Origin of the sequence: Crassaminicella profunda, assembly GCF_019884785.1 — a bacterium.
GTDB lineage: Bacteria > Bacillota > Clostridia > Peptostreptococcales > Thermotaleaceae > Crassaminicella > Crassaminicella profunda.
This window is the reverse complement of sequence record NZ_CP082326.1, coordinates 650,775-672,999: the sequence shown is the minus strand read 5'-3', so window position 1 is coordinate 672,999 and position 22,225 is coordinate 650,775. Positions and strand designations below refer to the sequence as shown.

19 protein-coding genes are annotated in these 22,225 nt (G+C 30.8%); 5 read left to right on the top strand and 14 right to left on the bottom strand.

The window, feature by feature from the left end; all coding sequences use genetic code 11:
* Positions 1-161: 161 nt before the first annotated feature.
* Genes K7H06_RS02690 through K7H06_RS02680 form a run of 3 tightly spaced genes read left to right on the top strand, consistent with a single transcriptional unit; the run spans position 162 to position 3,439 of the window.
* Complete coding sequence (locus K7H06_RS02690; protein WP_223038448.1) at positions 162-551, top strand: GntR family transcriptional regulator; 390 nt, start codon at positions 162-164, stop codon at positions 549-551.
* Entirely contained in the window at positions 544-1,443 is a 900-nt protein-coding gene (locus K7H06_RS02685; protein ID WP_223038447.1) for an ABC transporter ATP-binding protein, read from the top strand. Before K7H06_RS02690 ends, K7H06_RS02685 begins: the two co-directional genes overlap by 8 nt.
* Complete coding sequence (locus tag K7H06_RS02680) at positions 1,418-3,439, top strand: DUF6449 domain-containing protein (protein WP_223038446.1); 2,022 nt, start codon at positions 1,418-1,420, stop codon at positions 3,437-3,439. The genes K7H06_RS02685 and K7H06_RS02680 overlap by 26 nt, the downstream gene beginning before the upstream one ends.
* A 61-nt stretch (positions 3,440-3,500) precedes the next feature.
* Here the strand turns inward: K7H06_RS02680 and K7H06_RS02675 are convergent, their stop codons facing one another.
* The 7 genes from K7H06_RS02675 to K7H06_RS02645 all read right to left on the bottom strand — a co-directional run bounded on the left by K7H06_RS02675 (position 3,501) and on the right by K7H06_RS02645 (position 9,206).
* Entirely contained in the window at positions 3,501-4,427 is a 927-nt protein-coding gene (locus K7H06_RS02675) for an ArsA family ATPase (protein WP_223038445.1), read from the bottom strand.
* Positions 4,428-4,452: 25 nt separating this feature from the next.
* Positions 4,453-4,746: a DUF7990 family protein gene (locus K7H06_RS02670; protein WP_223038444.1), complete on the bottom strand. Its 294-nt coding sequence runs from the start codon at positions 4,744-4,746 to the stop codon at positions 4,453-4,455.
* Between the two features lie 175 nt (positions 4,747-4,921).
* On the bottom strand, positions 4,922-6,199 hold the full coding sequence (locus K7H06_RS02665) for a hypothetical protein (protein ID WP_223038443.1): 1,278 nt from the start codon (positions 6,197-6,199) through the stop codon (positions 4,922-4,924).
* 259 nt (positions 6,200-6,458) lie between these two features.
* Positions 6,459-7,103: a thiamine phosphate synthase gene (gene thiE / locus K7H06_RS02660; RefSeq protein ID WP_343216807.1), complete on the bottom strand. Its 645-nt coding sequence runs from the start codon at positions 7,101-7,103 to the stop codon at positions 6,459-6,461.
* Positions 7,081-7,905 (bottom strand): hydroxyethylthiazole kinase, encoded by an 825-nt coding sequence (gene thiM, locus K7H06_RS02655; protein ID WP_223038441.1) that lies wholly within the window; start codon positions 7,903-7,905, stop codon positions 7,081-7,083. The genes thiE and thiM overlap by 23 nt, the downstream gene beginning before the upstream one ends.
* Positions 7,906-7,936: 31 nt before the next feature.
* The gene (gene tenA, locus K7H06_RS02650) at positions 7,937-8,599 is read right to left on the bottom strand and encodes a thiaminase II (protein WP_223038440.1); all 663 of its coding nucleotides are present in this window, start codon (positions 8,597-8,599) and stop codon (positions 7,937-7,939) included.
* A 10-nt stretch (positions 8,600-8,609) separates the two neighbouring features.
* Positions 8,610-9,206 carry an energy-coupled thiamine transporter ThiT gene (locus K7H06_RS02645; protein WP_223038439.1) on the bottom strand — a complete coding sequence of 199 codons (597 nt, stop codon included), beginning with the start codon at positions 9,204-9,206 and terminating at the stop codon, positions 8,610-8,612.
* Between the two features lie 399 nt (positions 9,207-9,605).
* Between K7H06_RS02645 and K7H06_RS02640 the strand changes: the two genes are divergently transcribed.
* Together K7H06_RS02640 and K7H06_RS02635 are read left to right on the top strand one after the other, a co-directional pair.
* Positions 9,606-11,159, top strand: coding sequence for a DUF5050 domain-containing protein (locus tag K7H06_RS02640; protein ID WP_223038438.1), 1,554 nt, complete (start codon positions 9,606-9,608; stop codon positions 11,157-11,159).
* A 196-nt stretch (positions 11,160-11,355) separates the two neighbouring features.
* On the top strand, positions 11,356-12,465 hold the full coding sequence (locus K7H06_RS02635) for a phosphodiester glycosidase family protein (RefSeq protein ID WP_223038437.1): 1,110 nt from the start codon (positions 11,356-11,358) through the stop codon (positions 12,463-12,465).
* A gap of 421 nt (positions 12,466-12,886) precedes the next feature.
* Here the strand turns inward: K7H06_RS02635 and K7H06_RS02630 are convergent, their stop codons facing one another.
* From K7H06_RS02630 to K7H06_RS02600, 7 genes are all read right to left on the bottom strand, one after another.
* Complete coding sequence (locus K7H06_RS02630; protein ID WP_223038436.1) at positions 12,887-14,206, bottom strand: FAD-dependent oxidoreductase; 1,320 nt, start codon at positions 14,204-14,206, stop codon at positions 12,887-12,889.
* A 26-nt stretch (positions 14,207-14,232) separates the two neighbouring features.
* A complete protein-coding gene (locus tag K7H06_RS02625; protein ID WP_223038435.1) occupies positions 14,233-15,393 on the bottom strand; it encodes a mandelate racemase/muconate lactonizing enzyme family protein in 1,161 nt (386 codons plus the stop codon).
* A 23-nt stretch (positions 15,394-15,416) separates the two neighbouring features.
* On the bottom strand, positions 15,417-16,958 hold the full coding sequence (locus K7H06_RS02620; protein ID WP_223038434.1) for a BCCT family transporter: 1,542 nt from the start codon (positions 16,956-16,958) through the stop codon (positions 15,417-15,419).
* A gap of 397 nt (positions 16,959-17,355) precedes the next feature.
* Positions 17,356-18,084 (bottom strand): GntR family transcriptional regulator, encoded by a 729-nt coding sequence (locus tag K7H06_RS02615; protein WP_223038433.1) that lies wholly within the window; start codon positions 18,082-18,084, stop codon positions 17,356-17,358.
* A 164-nt stretch (positions 18,085-18,248) separates the two neighbouring features.
* Entirely contained in the window at positions 18,249-18,956 is a 708-nt protein-coding gene (locus tag K7H06_RS02610) for a M48 family metallopeptidase (protein ID WP_223038432.1), read from the bottom strand.
* Positions 18,957-19,115: 159 nt separating this feature from the next.
* Positions 19,116-20,873, bottom strand: coding sequence for a 6-bladed beta-propeller (locus K7H06_RS02605; protein WP_223038431.1), 1,758 nt, complete (start codon positions 20,871-20,873; stop codon positions 19,116-19,118).
* Positions 20,874-21,185: 312 nt separating this feature from the next.
* The gene (locus K7H06_RS02600) at positions 21,186-22,214 is read right to left on the bottom strand and encodes a methyltransferase family protein (protein ID WP_223038430.1); all 1,029 of its coding nucleotides are present in this window, start codon (positions 22,212-22,214) and stop codon (positions 21,186-21,188) included.
* Positions 22,215-22,225: the final 11 nt, after the last annotated feature.

Genomic DNA, 22,225 nt, shown 5'->3' with positions numbered 1-22,225 from the left:
AAAAGATATTTCCTTCATATAGAAATACTCTATCTTTTTAACTAAACAACTAAAAAAACCAGAAACACATTTTACTTGACTTATAAAAACAAATTGGTTATATTTATAGTGTACTACACAAACTAATACACTTAATACATGTAGTACAGAGGAGGTGTACTATGTTTCAAATCGATTTAACGAGCAGAAAGCCCATATATGAACAAGTGATGAATCAATTTAAGCAATTAATTATAAAGGAAGTACTTGGTGCGGATGAAAAAATCCCTTCCGTAAGAGAATTAGCAAAACAACTTACAATTAATCCCAACACCATACAAAAGGCCTATCGGGAGTTAGAAAGACAAGGATATGTGTATTCTGTTAAGGGCCGAGGAAATTTTGTTTGTGGGAAAATAAGAAAGGTAGATGAAGAAAAATTGAATAAATTAAAAAAGCAAATTCAAAACTCCTTATCTGAACTAATCTATTTAGGAATAGAAAAAGAAGAATTGATTGAATTAATTGAAACAACCTATTCAACCATCAAGGGAGGAAGCAAAAATGATTGAAGTAAAAAGATTGACAAAATCCTTTCAAAATCATGAAGTCTTGAAAGATGTTGATTTAACCGTAAAAAAGGGTTCTATCTATGGATTGATTGGTGCAAATGGTTCTGGAAAGACCACTTTGATCAAGCACTTAGTAGGCATTTATAGGCAAGACTCTGGGGAAGTTATGATAGATACTGAAAAGGTTTTTGAAAACAATCTTATAAAAAAATGTATTGGTTATATTCCTGATGATTTGTATTATTTCCCCATGTCTACTATAAGAAATATGGCCTCCTTTTATAAAAAAATGTATCCAAATTGGAATGAAGAAAGATATATCAATATGCTACATACCTTTGAACTAGATGAAAACAGACGAATCGCTAAATTATCAAAGGGAATGCAAAAACAAGTTGCTTTTATCCTTACTCTTTCAACCATGCCTAAAGTGATGATTTTAGATGAACCCATTGATGGATTAGATCCATTAATGAGGAAAAAAGTCTGGAAATACATCGTTAAAGATGTTGCAGAAAGAGATATTAGCGTGCTCATTTCTTCTCATAATCTAAAGGAACTGGAAAGTATTTGCGACTATGTTGGTATTTTAAATAAAGGACAAATGTTAATTGAAAGAGATTTAGACGATTTAAAATCAGATATTCATAAAATTCAGGTTGTATATAAAAAAGAAGTTCCCGAAGAACTCACTAAAAATATCCATATTTTGCATCAAGAAAAACGTGGAACGGTTCATCTTTTTATTGTTAAGGGAAATCAAGACAAGATTGTTTCTAACTTTAATGAGTATCATCCAATGATCCTAGATATTTTACCCCTTACATTAGAAGAAATCTTTATTTATGAATTAGGAGGTGTGGGATATGAAATCCAAAATGTTATTTTTTAATATAAATATCATTCTAGAAGATTTAAAGAGATACTGGGGAATTGCAGCACTCTATTTTTTAACTTTGTTTTTTTCAGGTCCATTGACGATAATATCTTCATTGGATGATCCAAATAATTATTCTTATGAACAGGTCAACAACTTCTTAACCCTAAGGCACGCAAACTTTCAAATGATGTTTTCAATTATATTTCCTATATTATTAGCATTATTCATCTTTCGATATTTACAACAAAAAAAATCAACGACACTCATGCATTCCTTTCCAATTACGAGAGGACAGTTATTTCATAGTCATAATATAGCTGGCGTTTTATTACTTATTCTTCCAATCCTATTAACGACTGTTGTTTTAATAGTTCTTTTAAATGTGTATCATGATGGAAGTGCATTATTTGAAAAAATATTTACAATTTCAAATATATTGAGATGGGCTTGGTTTAGCCTCCTGGCAAATTTGGTGGTATATTTCATTTCAGTTTTGGTAGCAATGGTCACAGGTATATCCTTAATTCAGATGATTTTATCCTTCATATGTATTTTTTTACCTTTAGGATTTAGTTCTTTGATGTTTACTAACTTTGATCAGCTTTTATATGGCTTTGCGGTGAACAATAATTTACTTGAAAGCTTCGTTGCCAAAATAATCCCTAGTACAGCATTTCTAGGCAAAGAAACAATGGATTCTCATTTTATAGGGTGGTATATCCTATTAAGTATACTCCTATATTTTATATCATACGCTTTTTACAAAAAAAGGCATTTAGAAAGTGCATCAGACCCTATTGCCTTTCACCTATTAAAACCTATATTTAAATATGGATTTACCTTTTGTTCAATGTTTTTAGGTGGTGCTTATTTTTACATAATCAAAAGAATAGATTCCTGGGCTTATATTGGATATATGATGGGTGCATTTTTAGGCTATATGATTGCAGAGATGATTATTCAAAAATCAATTTGGATTTTCAAAAATCTAAAGGGGTTTGTGATCTATACGGTTGTCATACTGATTGCTTTTACAGGAATAAAATTTGACTTAGTTGGTTATGAAAAAAGAATCCCCAATGTAGAGGATATACAAAGTGTATATTATGGAAATGGCTTATACCGCTATTGGTCCGATGATGCCTTTGACAGCAGTTTAAAAACATCAGAAAATATTCATCTCGTCAGAAATCTTCATTCAGAAATAATAGCAAACAAAGAAAAGTTTATCCATGAAAAAGAAAATATCATTATGAGATATATTGGTATTGCCTATAAATTAAAGAATGGAAAAACACTCACAAGAGAATACCATGTTCCTAAAGAATTTGCAAATACAAATGGTACTATTCCCAAAATATATGAATCTAAAGAATATAAAATGAATCACTACGATATTTTTCATTTAGATCTTAATCATGTGAACTATATTCGTATTGATCCAGAATTAAGGAATCACGGTAATAATGTAAAGATTGTAGATGCTGATGAAATTCGTGCTATGACTGATGCTATAAAGATAGACATCATGGATGAAACCTACAAAGAATCTACTGATACTAAAAATCCTTGGGCTCATATACAAATATACATGGATAAAGAAAATAATTTAGACGACCCAGACGGAAGAGACCATATCTATACTTCATGGAAAAAACATTATAAACATTTATCTAAATGGCTTAAAGAAAATGGGTATGATGAAAAAGCAAGAGTTATGCCTGAAAATGTAGATTATATTGTCATAGAAAAAGCAAGTGAAGAACTAAAAAGCCGTACTAGCTACAGCTCAACAGAACTAGAAAGGGAATTAACAGAAAATAAAAATGAAAAAATACTGGAAATAAAAGATAAGGAACAAATAGAAAAAATATTATTTCATTATGGACCAAATTGGCATGATGAAAAAACGTATATAATCGGTTTTTACTATACCAATGGAGATAGTGAGATCAATTTTATGACACAAGAAAACACGCCAGAATTTGTTAAAAACTATTTTAAATAAACTATGGGTCAGGCTTGAATAAGTGCAATTTTCAAGCCTGACAAAAATATATTTCCTAAAATCAATAAACATCCTTGAAATATTCCGCCATTTTTTCGATATATTGTGCTCTCATATCATTTTGTAGTAAAGGTAATTTTATAATTTTTTGACTCGTGAAAGCTTCACTAATTTCATCTAAATATTTTTTTTCTAATGCTTTTTTATTTTTCCAAAAATCATCTTGCATCTGTTCTGGAAGGATGCGATTCACAATTAACTCATTTACTGGAATATTGTATTTTTTAAGGATCTCTACTGCTTTTTTTGTTTCTTCTATAGGTAACTTTTCTGCATTCAGTACAAAAATAAATCGTAACTTTTTATCATCAATCATAACATTTCTTGCTTTTTCCATATTATTTTTTCTTCTCGTTAAGATTTTGACGATTGGGTCATTCTCTACACTCTCAGGATTTTGGCTATTGGCCATTTTAGAAAGCTTCACCGCTTTTCTTCTCTTCATTAGGAGAGAATCTATCCATGACCCTAATAGTTCAGGAAGAGATAATAATCTGATCGTATGTCCTGTTGGTGCTGTATCAAAAATAATTTGATCGTACTGATCCTCTTTTTCATTGATGATTTCCATCATTTTATCAAACATAGCCGATTCATGAGATCCTGGTGAAATACTGGCTGCATCTAACTGCCTTGTTATTTCCTCTACGATTACCGTACTCACTATATTCTTTAAATTCTTTTTGATACTATCTATATATTTTTTGCTTTCAAACTCCGCATCTATTTCAATAGCATCTAGATTTTCTCTTATATTTACGATTTCAAGACCAATTTCTCTTTCAAATAGATCAGATATAGAATGGGCTGGATCTGTTGAAACCAACAATGTTTTTTTGCCCATCTTGGCACAATATACTGCAAAGGCAGAAGAACATGTGGTTTTACCAACACCTCCTTTTCCACCTATAAACACAATTCTGTTCAAAGCTACTCTCCCCTTCCTCTAATTTTTAAGCATCTAAATCATAATCTCCCCATTTTTCTCCCCATATAGATTTTCGATTTAACATCCTTTTCTCCCACATTTCTAAATCTTGTGCTAAATAAGGCAGCAACTCTAATGTATAATAACTTATAGGAAGTGGAATCCCTAACGTATCTGCAAAGCATACGAGGATAAAATTATCCATTTCATCATTGGCTTCTTTTTCTAACATGCTTCTTGATTTTCTCCCAAAGTCTGTAGCCCCTTGAAAGAATAATCTTCCCCATTCTAGAAATTTTTCTAATTTTTCATTAGGCATGGTTCCATCCCCTTTCTTGATCTATTAGGCAAAAATACTCTACTAACGCCTCGTCAAAATTCTTTTAATATTCATATTATATCATTAATTTCAAATTCTTAGAAATTTTCAATGCCTCATGCTCCTATTTTTCTTGATTGATCAATGATTATTTTTTTATATTCCCTTAACTTATTCAAAATCTTTTTATAAGTTCATCTCTTTCTTTTTCTATATCCCTATAAAATTCATCCTTTCCTCCTTCACTTTCAAGTTCCTTTAATAGTTCATTATATCTTTTTATAATAGTATCAAATCCTTTTTTATAACCTGCCTTTATTAAAAAATCTGCAGCATCATATTCCCTACATCTTCTATCATTTTTTAGCATTTCTTCAAACATAGGAGCTAAAAAAGTATATTTCTCTACTTGTCCCATTGCCTCATCCGTATTTAATACATCATAATATATATCATTTTTACAATAAAAAATATTTCTCCATTTTGAATAAATAACCTTATAATCATCACCATCATACTTATAATTAAGCTTTTTTAACTGATTGTCACTACTCCCATTACTCCTTAAACAATCCATTACCTTTTTATTTTCCTCTATTGTATTTACTTGTACTAAAAATTTTAATTTATCTTTATCTATTTTATTTTCCTTTATATTTGCTGCAACTACTGGCTTTAAAAAGGCATACTTCTTTGCATTTTTAACTAAAAGGTCTAGCCATACCATTTCATACTCATGGTTATTTTTTTCATATACAATAAACTCCTCTAAATAAGGGTTGTTATACAATGCTTTATAATCTTCTTTTTCATATCTATAAAGAAATTCTTTCATATATTTATCTGTATTTTGTTTATATATATTTTTTAAATCTTTTACTATTTCATCATAATTTAATGGGAAATATTTAAATTCCTCTAACTTTTCCATATGCATTAAAAAGTTTAAATCCTCCCCCTCCCCATAGCTTTCAAATCTTCCTTTTATAGGGGGATACAAGAAAGTATCCTCCCTATGAGCAGATATCAAATCTTTTCTTAAAACGTATTTATATTTTTCAGATTTCTCTTCCTTGTACAAAATAAAGTTTTCAATTTGATGCATGATATAATTTTTATTTTTATATGTGTACTTGGTGGATACAACATCATTCTTACCATCAAAATTATTCTCATCTAAATAAAATTCTGGAGCTCTACATGATTCACCACATTTTATTAATATCTTCTTCCCATTTTTAATCTCATATATGGCATATTTATACCCACTTGGTTTTGGAAAAGTATATTCTAAACTTCCATCAAAATAAAAGCTTTCCTTTGTAGTTGTTTCTATGTTTATATGATCACTTTCTCCATTAGTAATGATAAAAAATAAAATTCCAGGAAAAAAGAAAACCATTAGTATCATCAAAAATGCAATCACAAAAAAATTTTTAACCATTTTTTCCATTTTGAAATCCTCCTATTTTATATATGCTGATCTGTGAAACTAAATGCTTCAGTAATATATTACCATGATATAATTTGTTTATCAATATATTTTTATCGTTAAACAATAAAAATATATCGTAAAAGGTATACCCTCATTTTTATATTGGTGATGAACTTTCCCTATATAATGGTTGAAATAAAAAAAAGATATTTCCTTCTCTTAAGAAGTACTCTATCTTTTTAACTAGACAACAGAACTGTCAAGGACACTACACTGTTTAAAATATTTTTTCACAAATGGTTTTTAGTTCGCATGTTACCTTTTTTATATCCTTCTTTGCAAGGATTGCTGAGATGACGGCTACACCATCAGCACCGCTATCCTTTAGCTTTAAAATATTTTCTTTATTGATTCCTCCAATAGCAACTACTGGAATACTCACAGCTTCACATATATTCTTTAGCGTTTCAATAGGAACGTTTTTCGCATCCTTTTTTGTATCCGTCAAAAACATGGCCCCTACCCCTAAATAATCTGCTCCTAATTTTTCTGCTATAAGAGCTTCTTTTACATTTCCTACAGAAACCCCTAAAATCTTATCTTTTCCTATTTGTTTTCTTGCCTCTTCAATAGGCATATCCTTTTGTCCAATATGTATCCCATCTGCATGACTTTCTAGAGCAATCTTTATATTATCATTAATCACAAAGGGTATATGAAAAGAATCTGCTAATTCCTTCATTTCTTTAGCTAATTCTAAGAATTGGTCATGATCTAAAGTTTTCTCCCTTAACTGTAAGAAGGTTACCCCCTTCTCTAAGCTTTCCCTTACCTGCTCCATCAAAGTTTTTTCCTGCGTCCAACTAGAATCTGTTACAAGATATAGCTGTAGGGATTCTTTATTTAAATTCAATTTTAGCACCTTCTTTTAATGTATTTCGATCCATTAAACTCATAGCATCAATCAAATAACTTCTAAAACTACTACTTCCTTCATTTCTTGATACCACTCTTTCATAAGCCATTTCACCGCATATGCCCATTGCTGCAATAGCCGTAATCGTAGCTTCTAGATAATTTTCTTTATTCGCTGCACAATACGTTGCAATAACACTTCCGCTCATACAGCCTGTCCCTGTTATTTTAGCCATCATAGGGTGTCCATTTCGAAGGAAACATGTTTTTTGACCATCACTGATAATATCAATGGTTCCTGTAATAGCTATAATACAGCTAAATTTACGGGCTACTCCTTTAGCAAATTCTATATTTTCATCTAGATTATCATCATGAATCATATGATCCTCTTGTACATCTACTCCCCCTGTGTTTCTTGCATGGGTATATAATGCTTTTATTTCAGACATATTTCCTTTAATGACTGAAAAACGAACCTTTTCCATTAACTCCTTTATGGCTTCATTTCTTAAAGTAGAAGCCCCAACCCCTACTGGATCAAGGATTACTGGAATTCCTTTTTCATTTGCCGCCTCACCTGCTTTGATCATAGAACCAATGGTTCTTTTATTTAAAGTACCTATATTGATATACAATACACTGCTTATAGCTACAATATCTTCTACCTCTTCAATATCATCTGCCATAAGAGGAGAACCCCCAGCTGCTAAGACAATATTTGCACAATCATTCACCGTTACATAATTGGTAATATGATGTACAAGGGGTGGATTCTTTTCTAGGTTTTCTAATAATTTTTCAAACATGCTAACATCTCCCTTCAAAAAATATATAACCTTATTCGTAGCTCATATCCCAAAACTTCATTTCATAGTCACATGCGTTAATAAAAATCTCTGTTAATTTTTTTTCTTCTGTTTCATCTATATCCTTACAAAACCTGTCTATAATTTCACAAGAACGGACGCTAAAATCTTCAAATTCTGCTCCTGCGTAAGTTTTAATCCAAGGACCATAATAATTATCTTCTAAGTTTTCACATTGCTTTTCTAATGTTTTCCCAATATGTTCATATACCAATGTACAAGGTAGGGCAGATACAAATATTTCCTTAAAATCAGGGTGCCCCTTTTTTGTAAACTCTAGCATATAATCTAGGTAATTTCTATTAGCCGATTTTATTTTCATATGATCTACTTTATATACATCAAGATCATAATCCTCTAGATATTTGGTGTGCATATTCGTCTCATCTGATACGACAACTCCAATACAAGTATGTAAAAATTGTAAATCACCAACTTCATTGACTAACAAAAATGCACTTGCATATACTTTTGCATAATCTTTTAGATACAAAGAATCTTGAATGAGATAATTTCTAAATTTCTCTCTACTTAAAGTTCCCTCCTTCATGTCTTTTATGAAGGGGTGCTTCATATAATCTTCATAATATTTTTTTACTCTTTCATTTTCAATTAATCTTTTTGAAAAACTCATATTTTCACCTCTATTTCACCAAAGCTTTTTTTAATTTGTTGAGTGGCAATAAGGATAATACTACAATACTTAATGAAGCTTCTACCCCATACCCTAAAAAGTTGTACATCATAGAATAAAGGAATGGATTCATTCCTTCTGGAGCAAATTGTCCAAAGAAAATAGCCCCTGAAAAAACACTAAAGAAGGTAGATACCAATGAAGCTACTATAGCCCCTTTCATTATTTTTGACTTTGTATCTACTCCAAACAAAGGAGTAAAAGCAACGGCCATCATGGCACCATAATAATCTAGTGGAAGCTGTAATGGATAATAAGGGGGTTGAATGATTATTTTTATACTAGCAACAACAATGGCACATAATATTCCTTCCTCCATGCCAAATAAAATAGAAAGAAGCATAATTGGAAGAATGGAAAGGAGGCTGCATCCTCCCCCTTGAGGAAATGGAACTAATTTAATCATGTAAAGGACAATAGTAATAGCCGAAACAATCCCTATTCTAGCAATAGATTTTGCTTCTAATTTCACACCTTTTAGCTTGATCATACTGGCAATAAAAATTGTTACTGAAAATAGTACAGCTAAAACAATAACGAAATTCATAAAAAATTCCTCCCTTTAGGGATATGACTTGATCCGTGTGAAGTTTTTTGTGTAAATAAAAAGCATGTTTCCTAAAAAAGGGAACATGCAGATCATTTAAAATATCTCCCTACGCTAGCATTACCTAGATCAGGTTATAGAGTCTTCATCACATTAGATTTCATCTCAGCCTGCTTGTACAAGCTCCCCTTTTTGTATTTAATTATAGTTAAACTTATTATAATCTTTTTTAGGGTGTTCGTCAATTGGCTATCAATTCTTCACAATAGCAACAATCTATCCTATTAATTGTTCGTGAAATTAAAATTAGATAACTCAACTAGTAATTATTCCTATGTTTTACAATTTTGTAAAAATAGTATAATATATTTATATATATCAATGCAGAAGGAGTATCTAATGAAAAAAGTAAATACAACAATTATAAGTCTAATCATTTTATTCATGGTTTTAATACCTACATATGGATTTGCTGAGCAGAAAAGTGTTCCAGTAACTTTGCCTGATTTTCCTATAAAGCTCAATGGTTATCTATTAAATAATGGATTTAGGGAATATCCTCTAATACAGTATCATGACACCACTTATATGCCTATGACTTATTATGATGCTAGGTTTTTAGGAATAGAAACAAAGTGGAATGATCAATATGAAAAGATTTTTACACTCAATAAAACAGATGTCACAGCAGGTTATAAAGATCTTAAGAGAAAAAGAAAGAATAAAAAAGTAGATAGGGCAATGCTTTCAACTTCAACGATTATGATAAACAATCAAATAATTAATAAAATACCACCCTTTCTTTTATATAGAAATGTAACCTATGTGCCTATAATGAAAAACTTTTGTGAAAAAGAGTTTGGTTGGGTATGCAAATTTGATCGTAAGAATGGACTTGTAATTGATTCTCCAAATAAGCGATTGCAAAAGGATTCATTTAACAATAATTCTATTCATTCCATCATTATTGTTAATGACTTTTGCTATTATGCTGGAGAGGAAGGTGTCATCTACCAATCACCTATTCATGACTTAAGTAAACAAAAAAAAGTCTATCAACTCCCTATGTGGTCTTATGGAGATGATTATGTGATTCCTTCCTTAAGTGAAGAAAATAATGAAGCCTATCTTACTTATCATCAGGGTGGTGCTGTCATGGGAACAAATTATCATGTCCACTTAAAAGAAGATGGTACCTATGAAGAAGATACTTATTATGGTGTAATTAAAAGATTTAAAGATGTAACCATAAAAATATATCAAGGTCCTCAAAATAGGGGAGATAATCTTTGGATAAAATACGAAAATGAAGAATTTAAAAAAATAGGAAATCCTGAATATTTATATGGTTGTTCAGATGTTGGAGATTGTGTCTATTTAATCAATGATTCTCTTTATTTAATAGGTGCTAAAACAGAAAAAGATAAGTATCTAAAGGGAATCTGTAAAGTAAATATCCATACAGGTACTACATCGAAGATTAGTAACTTAGAAATAGGCTCCTTTACTATTGAAGGAGATTATATTTATACCATTAGTGCGGGGAAAATTTATAAAATTTCATTGATCAACGGTACAGAAGAATTATTAAAATCAGAAAAAGCTTTAGCATATGATTTTAAAATACAATCTTTAGGTGAAAATATCTATTATGTACATAGTCTAAATGAAGATAACTATGATGATAGAAGGTTATATAAAATAGGTTCCTCCCACCCCTTAAATCATGGGCATAAAGTAACTGGAATAAAAATAGAAGATGATTATTTGATTGCTACCTTTAAAGAAGAAAATAATAATCCCTACAGAATCATTCTATATAATAAAGAAGGGAAAATAGCTTTTAAAACATCAGATGTTGCTGACATAAATGCTATATCCATAGAAAAGGGTATCCTTAGATATGTTGAAAATACTACAAAAAATATGTATTCCATTAATTTAAATGAGTAAAAGATGAGAGGTTATCTATTTAGGTAGATAACCTCTTAATCATCCCCCCTACAGCAATGTCTTTAAAATTTGTGTCTTTTCTTTCAACTGCTTTAGATTTAAATTAGTCATGACAATAACAGGTTTTTTATAGGCATGATTGTCAGTTCATGGTAGAATATGTATATTATAAAGATCATTTTGAAAGGAGCATTTTATGAAAAACATCAAATTTTGTAGAACTTGTTTACTCATCATTGTTATTTGTTCTTTAAACTTTTCAGCTGTATTTGCATCAAGTCATGTGAGTCAAAATATATATTTTAAAAGCGTCAATAAAAAGGTATCTACTGTCCTCTTAGATATTAACAATCTTACTATAAAACCTAAAGTAGCAAGGGCGCATAAAGGGATTACCCTAGCACAAGATCTAAAATCTATGGCTAATTTAAATAAAAACCCTGATTCAAAAGTTATAGCAGGAATCAATGGTTCATACTTTAGTTCGTATAACAAAAATCCCCTTCCTTATGGAACCATTATAGAAGATGGCAAGGTATTACATATAGGAAACTATGGCTGTGTCATTGGATTTACAGAGGAAAATCAGGTAATCATAGATCAATTAAATATCACTATAGACGGCTATATAAACGGAGAGTTCAGGTATTATGCCTGGGGACTCAATCACCCTAGAACAGAGACGGATGCAATAGTTATATTTACACCAGAATATAAAGATAAAATTTCTGCTTCAAATGGAAAAGCTGTAGTAGTTAAAGAAGGCCTGGTTCAATCAATACTTACAGGCAATAATGATATATATGTTGGAGAAAATCAGATTGTAATTCTTTTTAATGAAAATGTAAGTCATTTAGCAGATAGATTTAGAATAGGTGATTCTGTATCCTATAAAACAAATTTTGAATCTAAAAATATAGATCAAAATAACCCTGATAGTGTAAAATGGGAAGACGTAAAATACGCAGTAGGCGCAGGACCAAGTTTACTCATCAATGGTAAAATCACAGCTGATGGACTATCAGAAGGATTTTATGAAGCCAAAATCAATACAGCAAAAGCACAAAGAAGCTTTGTAGGAGTAACTTATGATAATAAGATCATCATAGGAACTGCTCCAAGTATAACCATTAAAGATCTTGCTACTATTTGTACTGAAATGAACTTAAAAAGTGCCATGTGCTTAGATGGAGGAGCTTCATCTTCTCTTTTATACGAAGGTAAATATATTACACACCCAGGAAGAAATGTTAATAATGGACTTATTTTTTTAGAACAGCAAGTGATAGATCAATGTTCTAAATAACTCAACTGAGCCTGTAAATATTTTGACAGCGTCATCCCTCATGCTCATATTTTTCTTGATTTATCAATGATTATTCTTTTTTTTTGAAGTTAAGTTGGTGTTATTAGTTTTTTAAACATTCACAAGCAAGCAATTTACAACTATTAGATGAACTTATTCAAAAATAATAACACCATAATGGATATCATGCAAATACTTCTTACAAAAGAAGCAGTTATTTTCTTAGGAATGATCAAAGTTATGAATATGGTATTTATCTTGAGTTCAATATTGAATCTTTAGCAATTCGATAAATTGTCAAACACACATTTTGATGATGAGCCTTATTAAACTTATCAAAATTTTTATAAATATCCAAAACCAACAAGAAAAGCACCCTAAAATACGGGTGCTTTCCTCTATGATAATTTTCTCTTTAATTTTATAATTTGCTTCCATTTTCAATCATAAATGATCTAACTTTCTGTACATCTACTGCTTTTGGCATAATATTTTCTTTTATACAAAGTACTGCTGCATATCCTGCTGCAAGTCCTTCTTCAAAACATTGTGCTACAACCCTTGCTGAAGCTAATGCTTCATGTTCAGCAGAAATACATCTTCCTACAGTCATCATTCCTTCGATTTTTTGTGGAAGCATTACTTCAAATGGAATTTCATAAAAATCATCATCTAAATTCACAACTTTTACACCTTTACTTCCTCCATGAATTTCAATTGGCCAAGCACTTTTAGCAATAGCTGTGTCAAATTTCTTTGCATTTACGACATCTTCATTTTTTAATGTATATTCACCTAAAATAGTACGCCCTTGACGTATACCTATTTGTGAGGCTGTATCAATAATATATGCATCTTCAAATCCTTCAAGATAGTCCTTTGCAAATCTTTCGTACTCTCTTATTTGCTCTCTTCCTGCAAATTCTGCATATGTTAGATCATTTGTTTTTGTAGGATACAAAACTTGATCATTTTCTCCTATAATTGCTGTACAATTCATCATAGCTTGATCTTTACGAGGAAGTGGAAATATAAAAGGATGTTTTCTTGGTAAATGATATTTCCCTGTTGTATCCGCTTCAGTAACTATTTGCCATATGTCTTCTAAAGAATATTTTGAAGCCTTATCCCAATCAACATTTGCCATTCTAAAAGCCATGGTCATAGCCTGAATCACATGATCTTTTCCATAAACATAAGGGGCTCCAGCTTTAGCCGCTACATCTCCATCTCCTGTGGCATCAATAAATATTTTGCCCATAATAGCACTTCTTCCATCTTTGTTTTCTATAATAATGCCAGTAATCTTATTTTCTTCCATTATTACATCTACAAAAGATGTATGAAGCAATACCTTTACATGAGCATTTTTTATTAATTGATCTGCTGTTTCTTTCCATATAAATGGATCATGTGGTGCTAATGCAGTATGTCCAAATTTAACTTTTTCAACGATTCCCTTTTTTTCCTTTAATAAATCTACAAATCTTCCTGCAAAACCATATACAATCTGCTCTATATTTCCATTTTCTGTAGAGGTATATAATCCTCCAATGGTACCCGAATATCCGGCAACATTTGCTCCTCCAAAAAATCCGTTTTTTTCTATAATCAAGGTTTTCATGCCCTGTTCTCCAGCAGTAACAGCTGTAGCCACACCAGCAGGTCCTCCTCCAATTACTACTACATCTATACTATCTATGATTTGAATTTCTCTGTCTTTTTCCAAAATAGAATTCATCAAAAACTTTCCCCTTCTAAAAATATTTATTCGTCTAAATCTCTTCCTGTTGCTTTTTTAAAGAATTCTTTATTAATTTCTATTCCTAATCCAGGTTTGTCGCTAACCTCTATTTGTCCATCTATAATTTGAGGTTCATTTTCTGTAAGACTTGTTATGAGTGCACCTTTCCAAAAATCTGGATGTAAATATTCAACATACTTTGAATTTCTATTGGATATGGCAAAATGTCTACATGCAGCACTTGTGATTCCTGTTTTCCAATTGTGTGGCATTAATTGAGCACTATGTAAATCACAAAGTTCTCCAATTCTTATTAGTTCTGTTATTCCACCACATCTGTTATAATCAGATTGGACAACAGATATTCCTGTTTGTTTTAACCATTCTAATGCTTCAAATCTAGTGGTTGACATTTCTGCCCCACAAAGTCTTGTATTAATTGATTGAGCTAATTTTCTATGACCTTCTAAATCATCATGTTGTAGACACGCTTCAGCAAAATAAATATCAATATCTTCTAATTGTCTAAGAGTCCATCTAGCAGCTTGCCAATCTGTCCATCTATATAGGAAATCTACCATCATATCAATTTCAAAACCTATTAATTCTCTTAACTCTCTAAGATATGCTACAACTTCTTTATCTGTAACTTGATCATTAGGCATAACAGTTACTTTTATAGCTTTAACATTTCTTTCTTTTGCTTTTTCAATCATTGGTTTATATACTTCTATAATGTCCTTTAACGGAGCATCTGCATTGATTGATGGATAAATACTAAAGTATGGCGTTACTTTTTCTTTTTGAGCTCCACCCATTAATTTATATGCAGGAACATTATGTTGTTTCCCTGCTAAATCATATAGTGCCATATCAATTCCTGAAATAGCAAATAGTCCTAATCCTCTCATGCCAACCCATCTACTTGCATCATACATATCATCCCATATAGCTCTAAACTCTATTGGTTCTCTACCTATTACTTTTTCAGTTAAATTCGTCCACCACTTATGCTCTGTTTCCATCTCTGAAAAAGCTTTCATACACTCTGGTGGTCCATCTGCTTCTCCAATTCCATATCTTCCTTCTTCATCCGTAACTTTTACAATTACAGTATTTTCACTCCAGTTCGTTGCTTGTACATTTACAGGTATAAATTCTACAGAAACAATTTTTCTTCCCATTTTTTTATCCCCCATTCATATGTTTATATTTCAGTATTGTTTAAGTGTGGATAATCTTGCTTTAGCCACTTAATTAGACATACAGACATGATTATATATAAAATGATCATTGGAAATCCTACTAAAACACACATTGATTTAATCGTATTAATAGATCCTCCCATAAAGAATGCTGCCATACTTACAGCTGCTACCCCTACTGTCCACGCCATTCTTACTTTTACATTAGGTTCTGCATCTGCATCTAACTCTTTTGTTGTCATCATAGATACTGCAACTGTTGCTGATGTCATTGTTGTAGACATTAGGAAAAATTCAACAATCAAGAAAATAACTAGTATAATAGGTCCTAACGGTAAAGACGATATCATTTCAATAATTGCAGATGATGCTCCCATAGTATTCATCCATTCTATGATTGGTAATTCACCTGTCAATTGTCCATTTACTGCATATCCTCCAAATATTGCAATGAAGAATGCACAACCTGCTGCACCTGAAGTAATACAAGTTAGTATTAATTGCTTAATTGTTCTACCCTTTGATATACGTGCTAAGAATAATCCCATCATTACTAGATATGCAAAGTACCAAGCCCAATAATACATTGTCCATGATTGAGGAAATCCTGATTTTTGAACTGGATCTGACCAAAGACTCATTCTAAAGAAGTTTGTACTTAATACCCCTAAACTATCAACAAAATAGGATACGATAAATCTAGTTGGTCCTACAAGTAAAACAAATCCACCTAATGCTAAAGCTGTATATACACAAATATTTGATAATTTAGCTACTCCTTTTTTCATTCCGGCTAACATTACAAAACTATAGAAGAATACAAATGCTAACACAATCCCTACTTGTAAATAAATATTATTAGAAATTCCAAATATTTTATTGATTCCTGCACCTAATAAATCCACAGTAAATCCCATAGAAGTAGAAAATGCACCTAGTGTTCCAAAGATAGCAATAATATTAATCGTATACCCTATCCATGAATTTACATTTTTCTCACCGATTACCTCTGAACAAAGAGCACTCAATCTTAAGTTTCTGTTCTTTCTTTTGTGTAGATAATAAGCAAATGGAACTGCTGGTAAACAATAGATTGCCCATGCAATTGGACCCCAGTGGTAAATAGCATAGGTTGTTAACCATTGAGTTGCTTCAACAGAACCTGCTTTTGCAAACATTGGTGGCGCTTGCAAATAATACATAGGCTCTCCCATTGCCCAATAAATAAGACTTGCTCCAACCCCAGCAGTAAACATTAAAAATGCATATGTTGCATTAGAAAATTCGGGTTTATCACCTTTATCTCCTAATTTAACGTTTCCATACTTTCCAAGAGCTAGCCATAATAAAAATAAGAAAGCTCCAAGAGCACCCATTTGAACTAGCCATCCCATATCATAAGTTACCCACTTTTGCCCTGCACTAGCTACTTGCAAAGTTTTTTCTGGAAGGAATACTGCAAATCCTAAGATTAAAAATGTAAATATAATTGCTGGCCAAAATAATTTACTGTCTAAATTGCTTTTCGTACTTTTAGAAATCATAATTTCCTCCTTATGGTTTGTTGCTGATATATCAGCTTTTTTTATTAAAAAAAGATCAAAAAAATCTTTTTTAATAACTTTTTTTTAAAAACCTTTTCCTTATACTTAAATTTTTAAAAAAATTGTATCTTATTCACTAACTACTAACCATGGTTATTTATGAATCTACTTTCATTTTGTATTTGATATCCTTAGTGAATAAACAATATATCTTATATATATCACATAATATATCACGTAATATATTAGATGGCTTTATTATATTCAATTTCTTTATTAATTGCAAGTACATTTTTATATTTTCCCCTAGATTTCGATTTTTTTTGATATTTATTTTACTTTTCTTGTTATTTTCCAAAAAGATAAAAGGTATTGTATAGTGTCTATACAATACCTTTTATCTTTTTGGATACATATACATATCAAATTTTAATTTAGTAAGCTTTTCTACACAGTCTAATAAATAATCTGACTTTTCTGCTGCTAAGATTTCATCACCTGATGCTACAGCTCTCATAAGATCACAATGAGCATAATTAATTTCTTTCGTAAGCTCTGGATCTATATTATATTGCATATAATATAATCTTCTTGCTAATGCATGAAGAGGACTAATGGCACTTGCAGCATAATGATTTCGTGCACATACTCCAATAAATTCATTAAATTCATTGTCAATTTCAATAGCTTTTAACTCATCTTTTTCATTTGTCACCTTTTCATAATCATCTGCTAATTGTAAAAATTTATCTCTTTCAGAAGGTGTAGCAAATCGAGCTGCTCGTGTTGCTATTAATTTTTCAAGGAGACGACGCACCTCTAGCTGTAAAAAAAATTCTTCTACTTTTAGTTCCGTTACTAAAACCCCTCTACGTGGTATAATCGTCAATAAATGAGCCGCATCTAATCTTTGAATTGCCTCTCTTACTGGCATTCTTCCTATTTCTAATAGCTCGCTCAATTCTTTTTCTGTCCATAAACTACCTGGTTTTAACTGTAAGGTAATAATCATAGTTTCTAATTTTTTATATGCAATCCCTGCAAGTGTTTCTTTATTTTTACTTTTTTTTAAAGCACTTGCTTTATTTTTCTCCATATCATCTATTTTTTTATTTTCAAATTTCATATATACTTTCCTTTCAATATAATCTCCTATATTCAATATCCTAATGAAAATGTTTCTTAAACAAGTATATAATACATTATTCTATTCGTAAAGGATAATTATAACACGCTAAAATACCAAATATCTTAATCTAATTTCTTCTTAAATCTTATAGATGCAACAGATCATATCTTCATCCTAGCCCCATTATACTGTAGCCACTCACTTCGTTTTTTGTAATCAGGTAGGATTTTTCCTACTAGTCTCCAAAATGATTTGGAATGGTTCATGTGCATTAGATGACACATTTCATGTACTACAATATAATCTATTACTTCGATAGGCCCCATGATCAAAGTCCAATTGAACTCTAAGTTTCTATTAGAATGACAGCTTCCCCATTTGTCTTTTGAGGCTATGACTTTGATCTCTTTTGGCTTCACCTTAAAATGTTTTTGATAATAAGTCACTCTTTGTTGGATGGTTTTTAGACATTTTTTTCGGTAGAATTTTTCTAAAGCCTTATTCAATATCTTCTTTTCACTGCTTTTAACTGTAATGAAAAATGTATCTTGCTCAAAACTGATCTTATCTTTTAGGATACTTTCATCTATCATTACTTCCACAGGATATTCAGATCCTAAATATAAAAGTCTTTCTCTATTTTTATTATTTCCCTCTTTGATGAGTTCATGTTTGTTTCTCAGTTCATTTAATTTCTCCAAAATCAAAGATGCTTTTGATTTAACCAAATCGACAATAGCCTCTTCATTAGTACCTTTTGGTGCTAGTACTTTTACCCGACACGCAGGGTCGATTTCAATCTGTACAGTTTTTCTTTTTCTATATTCTATGGTAAATGTAATAATGTCATTATTATATTCTATTTGCACAAACATCCTTCTTTCTATCTATTGATTGAGGTAGGTAAGTATCACATCCTACCTCATTGTTATTTTATCAAAAGTAGTGGCTTTGTACTAGAAATTATCCTTCTAAAAAAAGATAGATTATTTCTTTCATATAGAAATAATCTATCTTTTTTTTAGAATTTATTTACCACTTATAAACATGATTCTATTATATCCTCTGTCTACTACATATACATAATCTTTATCATCTATTGCTATTCCATATGGAAACTTGAACAGATTTTGTCCATCTTCAGAAAGTACCCATTCAGCTAAATAATTCCCTTCTGAATCAATTTTTTGTATCCTCTTATTTCCATAATCTACTACATATATATTTCCTTTACTGTCTACCGCTACGCCACTTGGTTTTTTAAATTCTCCTGGATTTGATCCAAGTTTCCCAAATTGTCTAATGAATTTTCCATTTGAATCATATTTAAATATTTTATTTTCTTCTTTATCTGCTACATATACATTTTTATATTTATCTACAGCTACTGCACTTGGTTTACTTAAGTTGATCTCATCTTCATTGCCCCACTCAAGTAAAAAATCTCCTAATTCACTAAACTTTTGTATTCTACCGTTATACATATCTGCTACATATATATTTTGTTCATGATCTATGGCTATATCAGAAGGAGTATCAAAATTTCCTGGTGATTTACCTGCCTCATCTCCACCCCATTCTAATCTAGCATTACCATTTGCATAATATTTAATTATTCTACCTTCTTCTCCAACTACATACACATTTTCCTCATGATCTACTGCTACTGCACAAGGTTCTAGAAATGTCTTGTCTCCCCATTTTGTAATGTTTCCCCACTCTAATATATATTCTCCTGAAGAATTAAACTTTTGTATCCTCTTATTACCTTGATCTACTATATATATATTTCCTTTATGGTCTATAGCTATATCCATTGGACATTCAAATTTTCCACCTACTGTATCTGCACTTCCCCAATCTAGGACGTAGTTCCCCATACTATTAAATTTATGTACGCTCCTATATGCCTTATCTCCAACATAAATATTTTCTTCATTATCTACTGCCAATCCACCAACTGCATACCAGCTATTTTTATATTTTTTAAACTCTGAAATAAACTTTCCAGATGAATCAAATTTTTCAACTAGACTATTATTTTCATCTAAAACATATATATATCCTTTATTGCTTACTTCCACATTTACAGGTCTAAATCTATTTGATTTTAACACACTCATCTCTAGTAGAAAATTTCCTGATCTATCAAGCTTTTGTACCCTTGCATTTTCAGTATCTGCTACATACATATTGCCTTCATCATCTACTCCTATATCACTTGGTTGATTGAAATTTCCACTTTTATCCCCGAAACTCCCCCACTGAGCTACTAAATTTCCTAATGGATCAAATTTTTTAATCTGGTTATTTCCTGTATCTGCAACATATATATATCCCTTATGATCTACTTCTATATCATTCGGTTTATTAAGTTTTCCTTTTTCTCCAAATTCTAATATGAGTTTGCCTAATAAATCATATTTTTGTATTTTATTATTTTCTTTATCTGCTATGTATATAAATCCTTTATGATCTATTGCTATTCCACCAGTCTCTTTATATTTAAATGAATCATTTTCTTGCACATCTGATTTTAGATCTAATTTAGATATGTTATTGCCTAGTTGATCCATTGTATAAATCACTTGCTCACTTGGATCTTGTATATATACATTTCCATTATTATCTGTTTCTACATCTCTAATATCTTCAAAATAATACTGCTTGCCTTTAGGAAGGAATTTTGTAAATTGACTATCAAAGTCTGCATATACAGTCGTTGCTAATAACTGTATTGTCAATAATATAATGCTAACCGTAACTTTATTTTTAGAAAAATTCATTATTTTTCTCCCTTCTAATCAATCATTATTGCTGCTTTTTTTATATTTATTTTTGTAAAAAAACATTTCTACCTCCTCCATAAATATAGTATCTTCTACTATCCATAGAATGATTTTATAGAAACATTACATATCCCCTTTTCGACAAAAGCAGTTAATTTCCTCCATTTTTCTATTTTTATGAAAAAAAAGAAGACATTTCCTCCCTTTCGAAGTACTCTATCTTCTTCCTCAAAGCACAATATTTTTATTTTAAGCTCTTACATAGGACAAAGAACCGTTCCCTATCACCAAAACTGAACAGCCAGGTACCTATTTTCTCAATAGATCTACATCTACTATTCCATTTGTAGAGTTTATTGTTTTTCTTGTTGCACTTTTAAATCCACTCCTCAAAGCTGCCTCACTTACTTGACCTTGATCTAAATGAAAATCCACACCCTTTAAAACACTTGGAAACCATCCTAAAACCATTTGTTCAGGTTTTGTTCCTTCCTCTACAAGCCCCTCAGAAATAGCCATAAACACGCCACCATCATTTAGACTATCATATATTTTTTTAGTTACTACATCTAAATTATTTTTAGCAAAATTAAGGGTTCCAATAGCTAATACAAAATCATAATTATTTCCAATATCATCATTTATATAGTCTCCTGAAAGGGTACTAAACCTTTCTTCCATTTGATACTCTTCTATACATTCTTTCGTAATGACAATGGTTTCCGGTGTATCAAATACTACCCCTTCAACATCCTCCTTTTCACGTCCTATGGCTATACCTATAAGTCCAGGTCCACCTCCTAAATCAAGTATTTTCTTAAATCCTTTAAATTCAGGTAATTCTTTTACTAACTCGCAAATTTCTTTAGCACGACCGATCCGCTGACTTTTCTTTAAAATCGAAGTATAATCCCCATACATTTTATGAGCTTCAAGTCCATCTTTATCCTTATATAAGCTCTTACCACCTTCTTTTATAGCCTCAACAATATCCTGATCACTAAGGGTAGATACAAGTGTAAGATCATATCCTATGATTAAATCTCCAGCAAATCCATCTGAATTTTTAGAAAGATATAAATTTGAAATTTCTCTATTTTTGTATCTCCCTAATTTTTTTTCAAGTAAATCTATACTCGTCAACGCATTTAATATATATTCTGTGTTTTTAACATCATACTTCATTTTTTCTGCAACTTCTTTTGCTGTCTTAAATTCTTCTAGTTGCGTAAATAAGTCAAGTTTAATAGCTGCAAATACTATTTTTTTCTTTAATTCATCGAGTCCCATATTAAATAAATATTTGTGTTGATCCTCTACTTTCATAAAAGGTTTCATAATAACTTTTC

Bases quoted from the DNA above. Each gene is read 5' to 3' on its own strand.
- tenA (WP_223038440.1), bottom strand. From the start codon at position 8,599: ATGAGTTTTTCAAAAAGATTAATTGAAAATGAAAGAGTAAAAAAATAT.
- thiM (WP_223038441.1), bottom strand. From the start codon at position 7,905: ATGTTTGAAAAATTATTAGAAAACCTAGAAAAGAATCCACCCCTTGTA.
- K7H06_RS02670 (WP_223038444.1), bottom strand. From the start codon at position 4,746: ATGCCTAATGAAAAATTAGAAAAATTTCTAGAATGGGGAAGATTATTC.
- K7H06_RS02640 (WP_223038438.1), top strand. From the start codon at position 9,606: ATGAAAAAAGTAAATACAACAATTATAAGTCTAATCATTTTATTCATG.
- K7H06_RS02605 (WP_223038431.1), bottom strand. From the start codon at position 20,873: ATGAATTTTTCTAAAAATAAAGTTACGGTTAGCATTATATTATTGACA.
- K7H06_RS02625 (WP_223038435.1), bottom strand. From the start codon at position 15,393: ATGGGAAGAAAAATTGTTTCTGTAGAATTTATACCTGTAAATGTACAA.
- K7H06_RS02665 (WP_223038443.1), bottom strand. From the start codon at position 6,199: ATGGAAAAAATGGTTAAAAATTTTTTTGTGATTGCATTTTTGATGATA.
- K7H06_RS02630 (WP_223038436.1), bottom strand. From the start codon at position 14,206: ATGAATTCTATTTTGGAAAAAGACAGAGAAATTCAAATCATAGATAGT.
- K7H06_RS02600 (WP_223038430.1), bottom strand. From the start codon at position 22,214: ATGAAACCTTTTATGAAAGTAGAGGATCAACACAAATATTTATTTAAT.
- K7H06_RS02680 (WP_223038446.1), top strand. From the start codon at position 1,418: ATGAAATCCAAAATGTTATTTTTTAATATAAATATCATTCTAGAAGAT.
- K7H06_RS02615 (WP_223038433.1), bottom strand. From the start codon at position 18,084: ATGAAATTTGAAAATAAAAAAATAGATGATATGGAGAAAAATAAAGCA.
- K7H06_RS02635 (WP_223038437.1), top strand. From the start codon at position 11,356: ATGAAAAACATCAAATTTTGTAGAACTTGTTTACTCATCATTGTTATT.
- K7H06_RS02645 (WP_223038439.1), bottom strand. From the start codon at position 9,206: ATGAATTTCGTTATTGTTTTAGCTGTACTATTTTCAGTAACAATTTTT.
- K7H06_RS02685 (WP_223038447.1), top strand. From the start codon at position 544: ATGATTGAAGTAAAAAGATTGACAAAATCCTTTCAAAATCATGAAGTC.
- K7H06_RS02690 (WP_223038448.1), top strand. From the start codon at position 162: ATGTTTCAAATCGATTTAACGAGCAGAAAGCCCATATATGAACAAGTG.
- K7H06_RS02620 (WP_223038434.1), bottom strand. From the start codon at position 16,958: ATGATTTCTAAAAGTACGAAAAGCAATTTAGACAGTAAATTATTTTGG.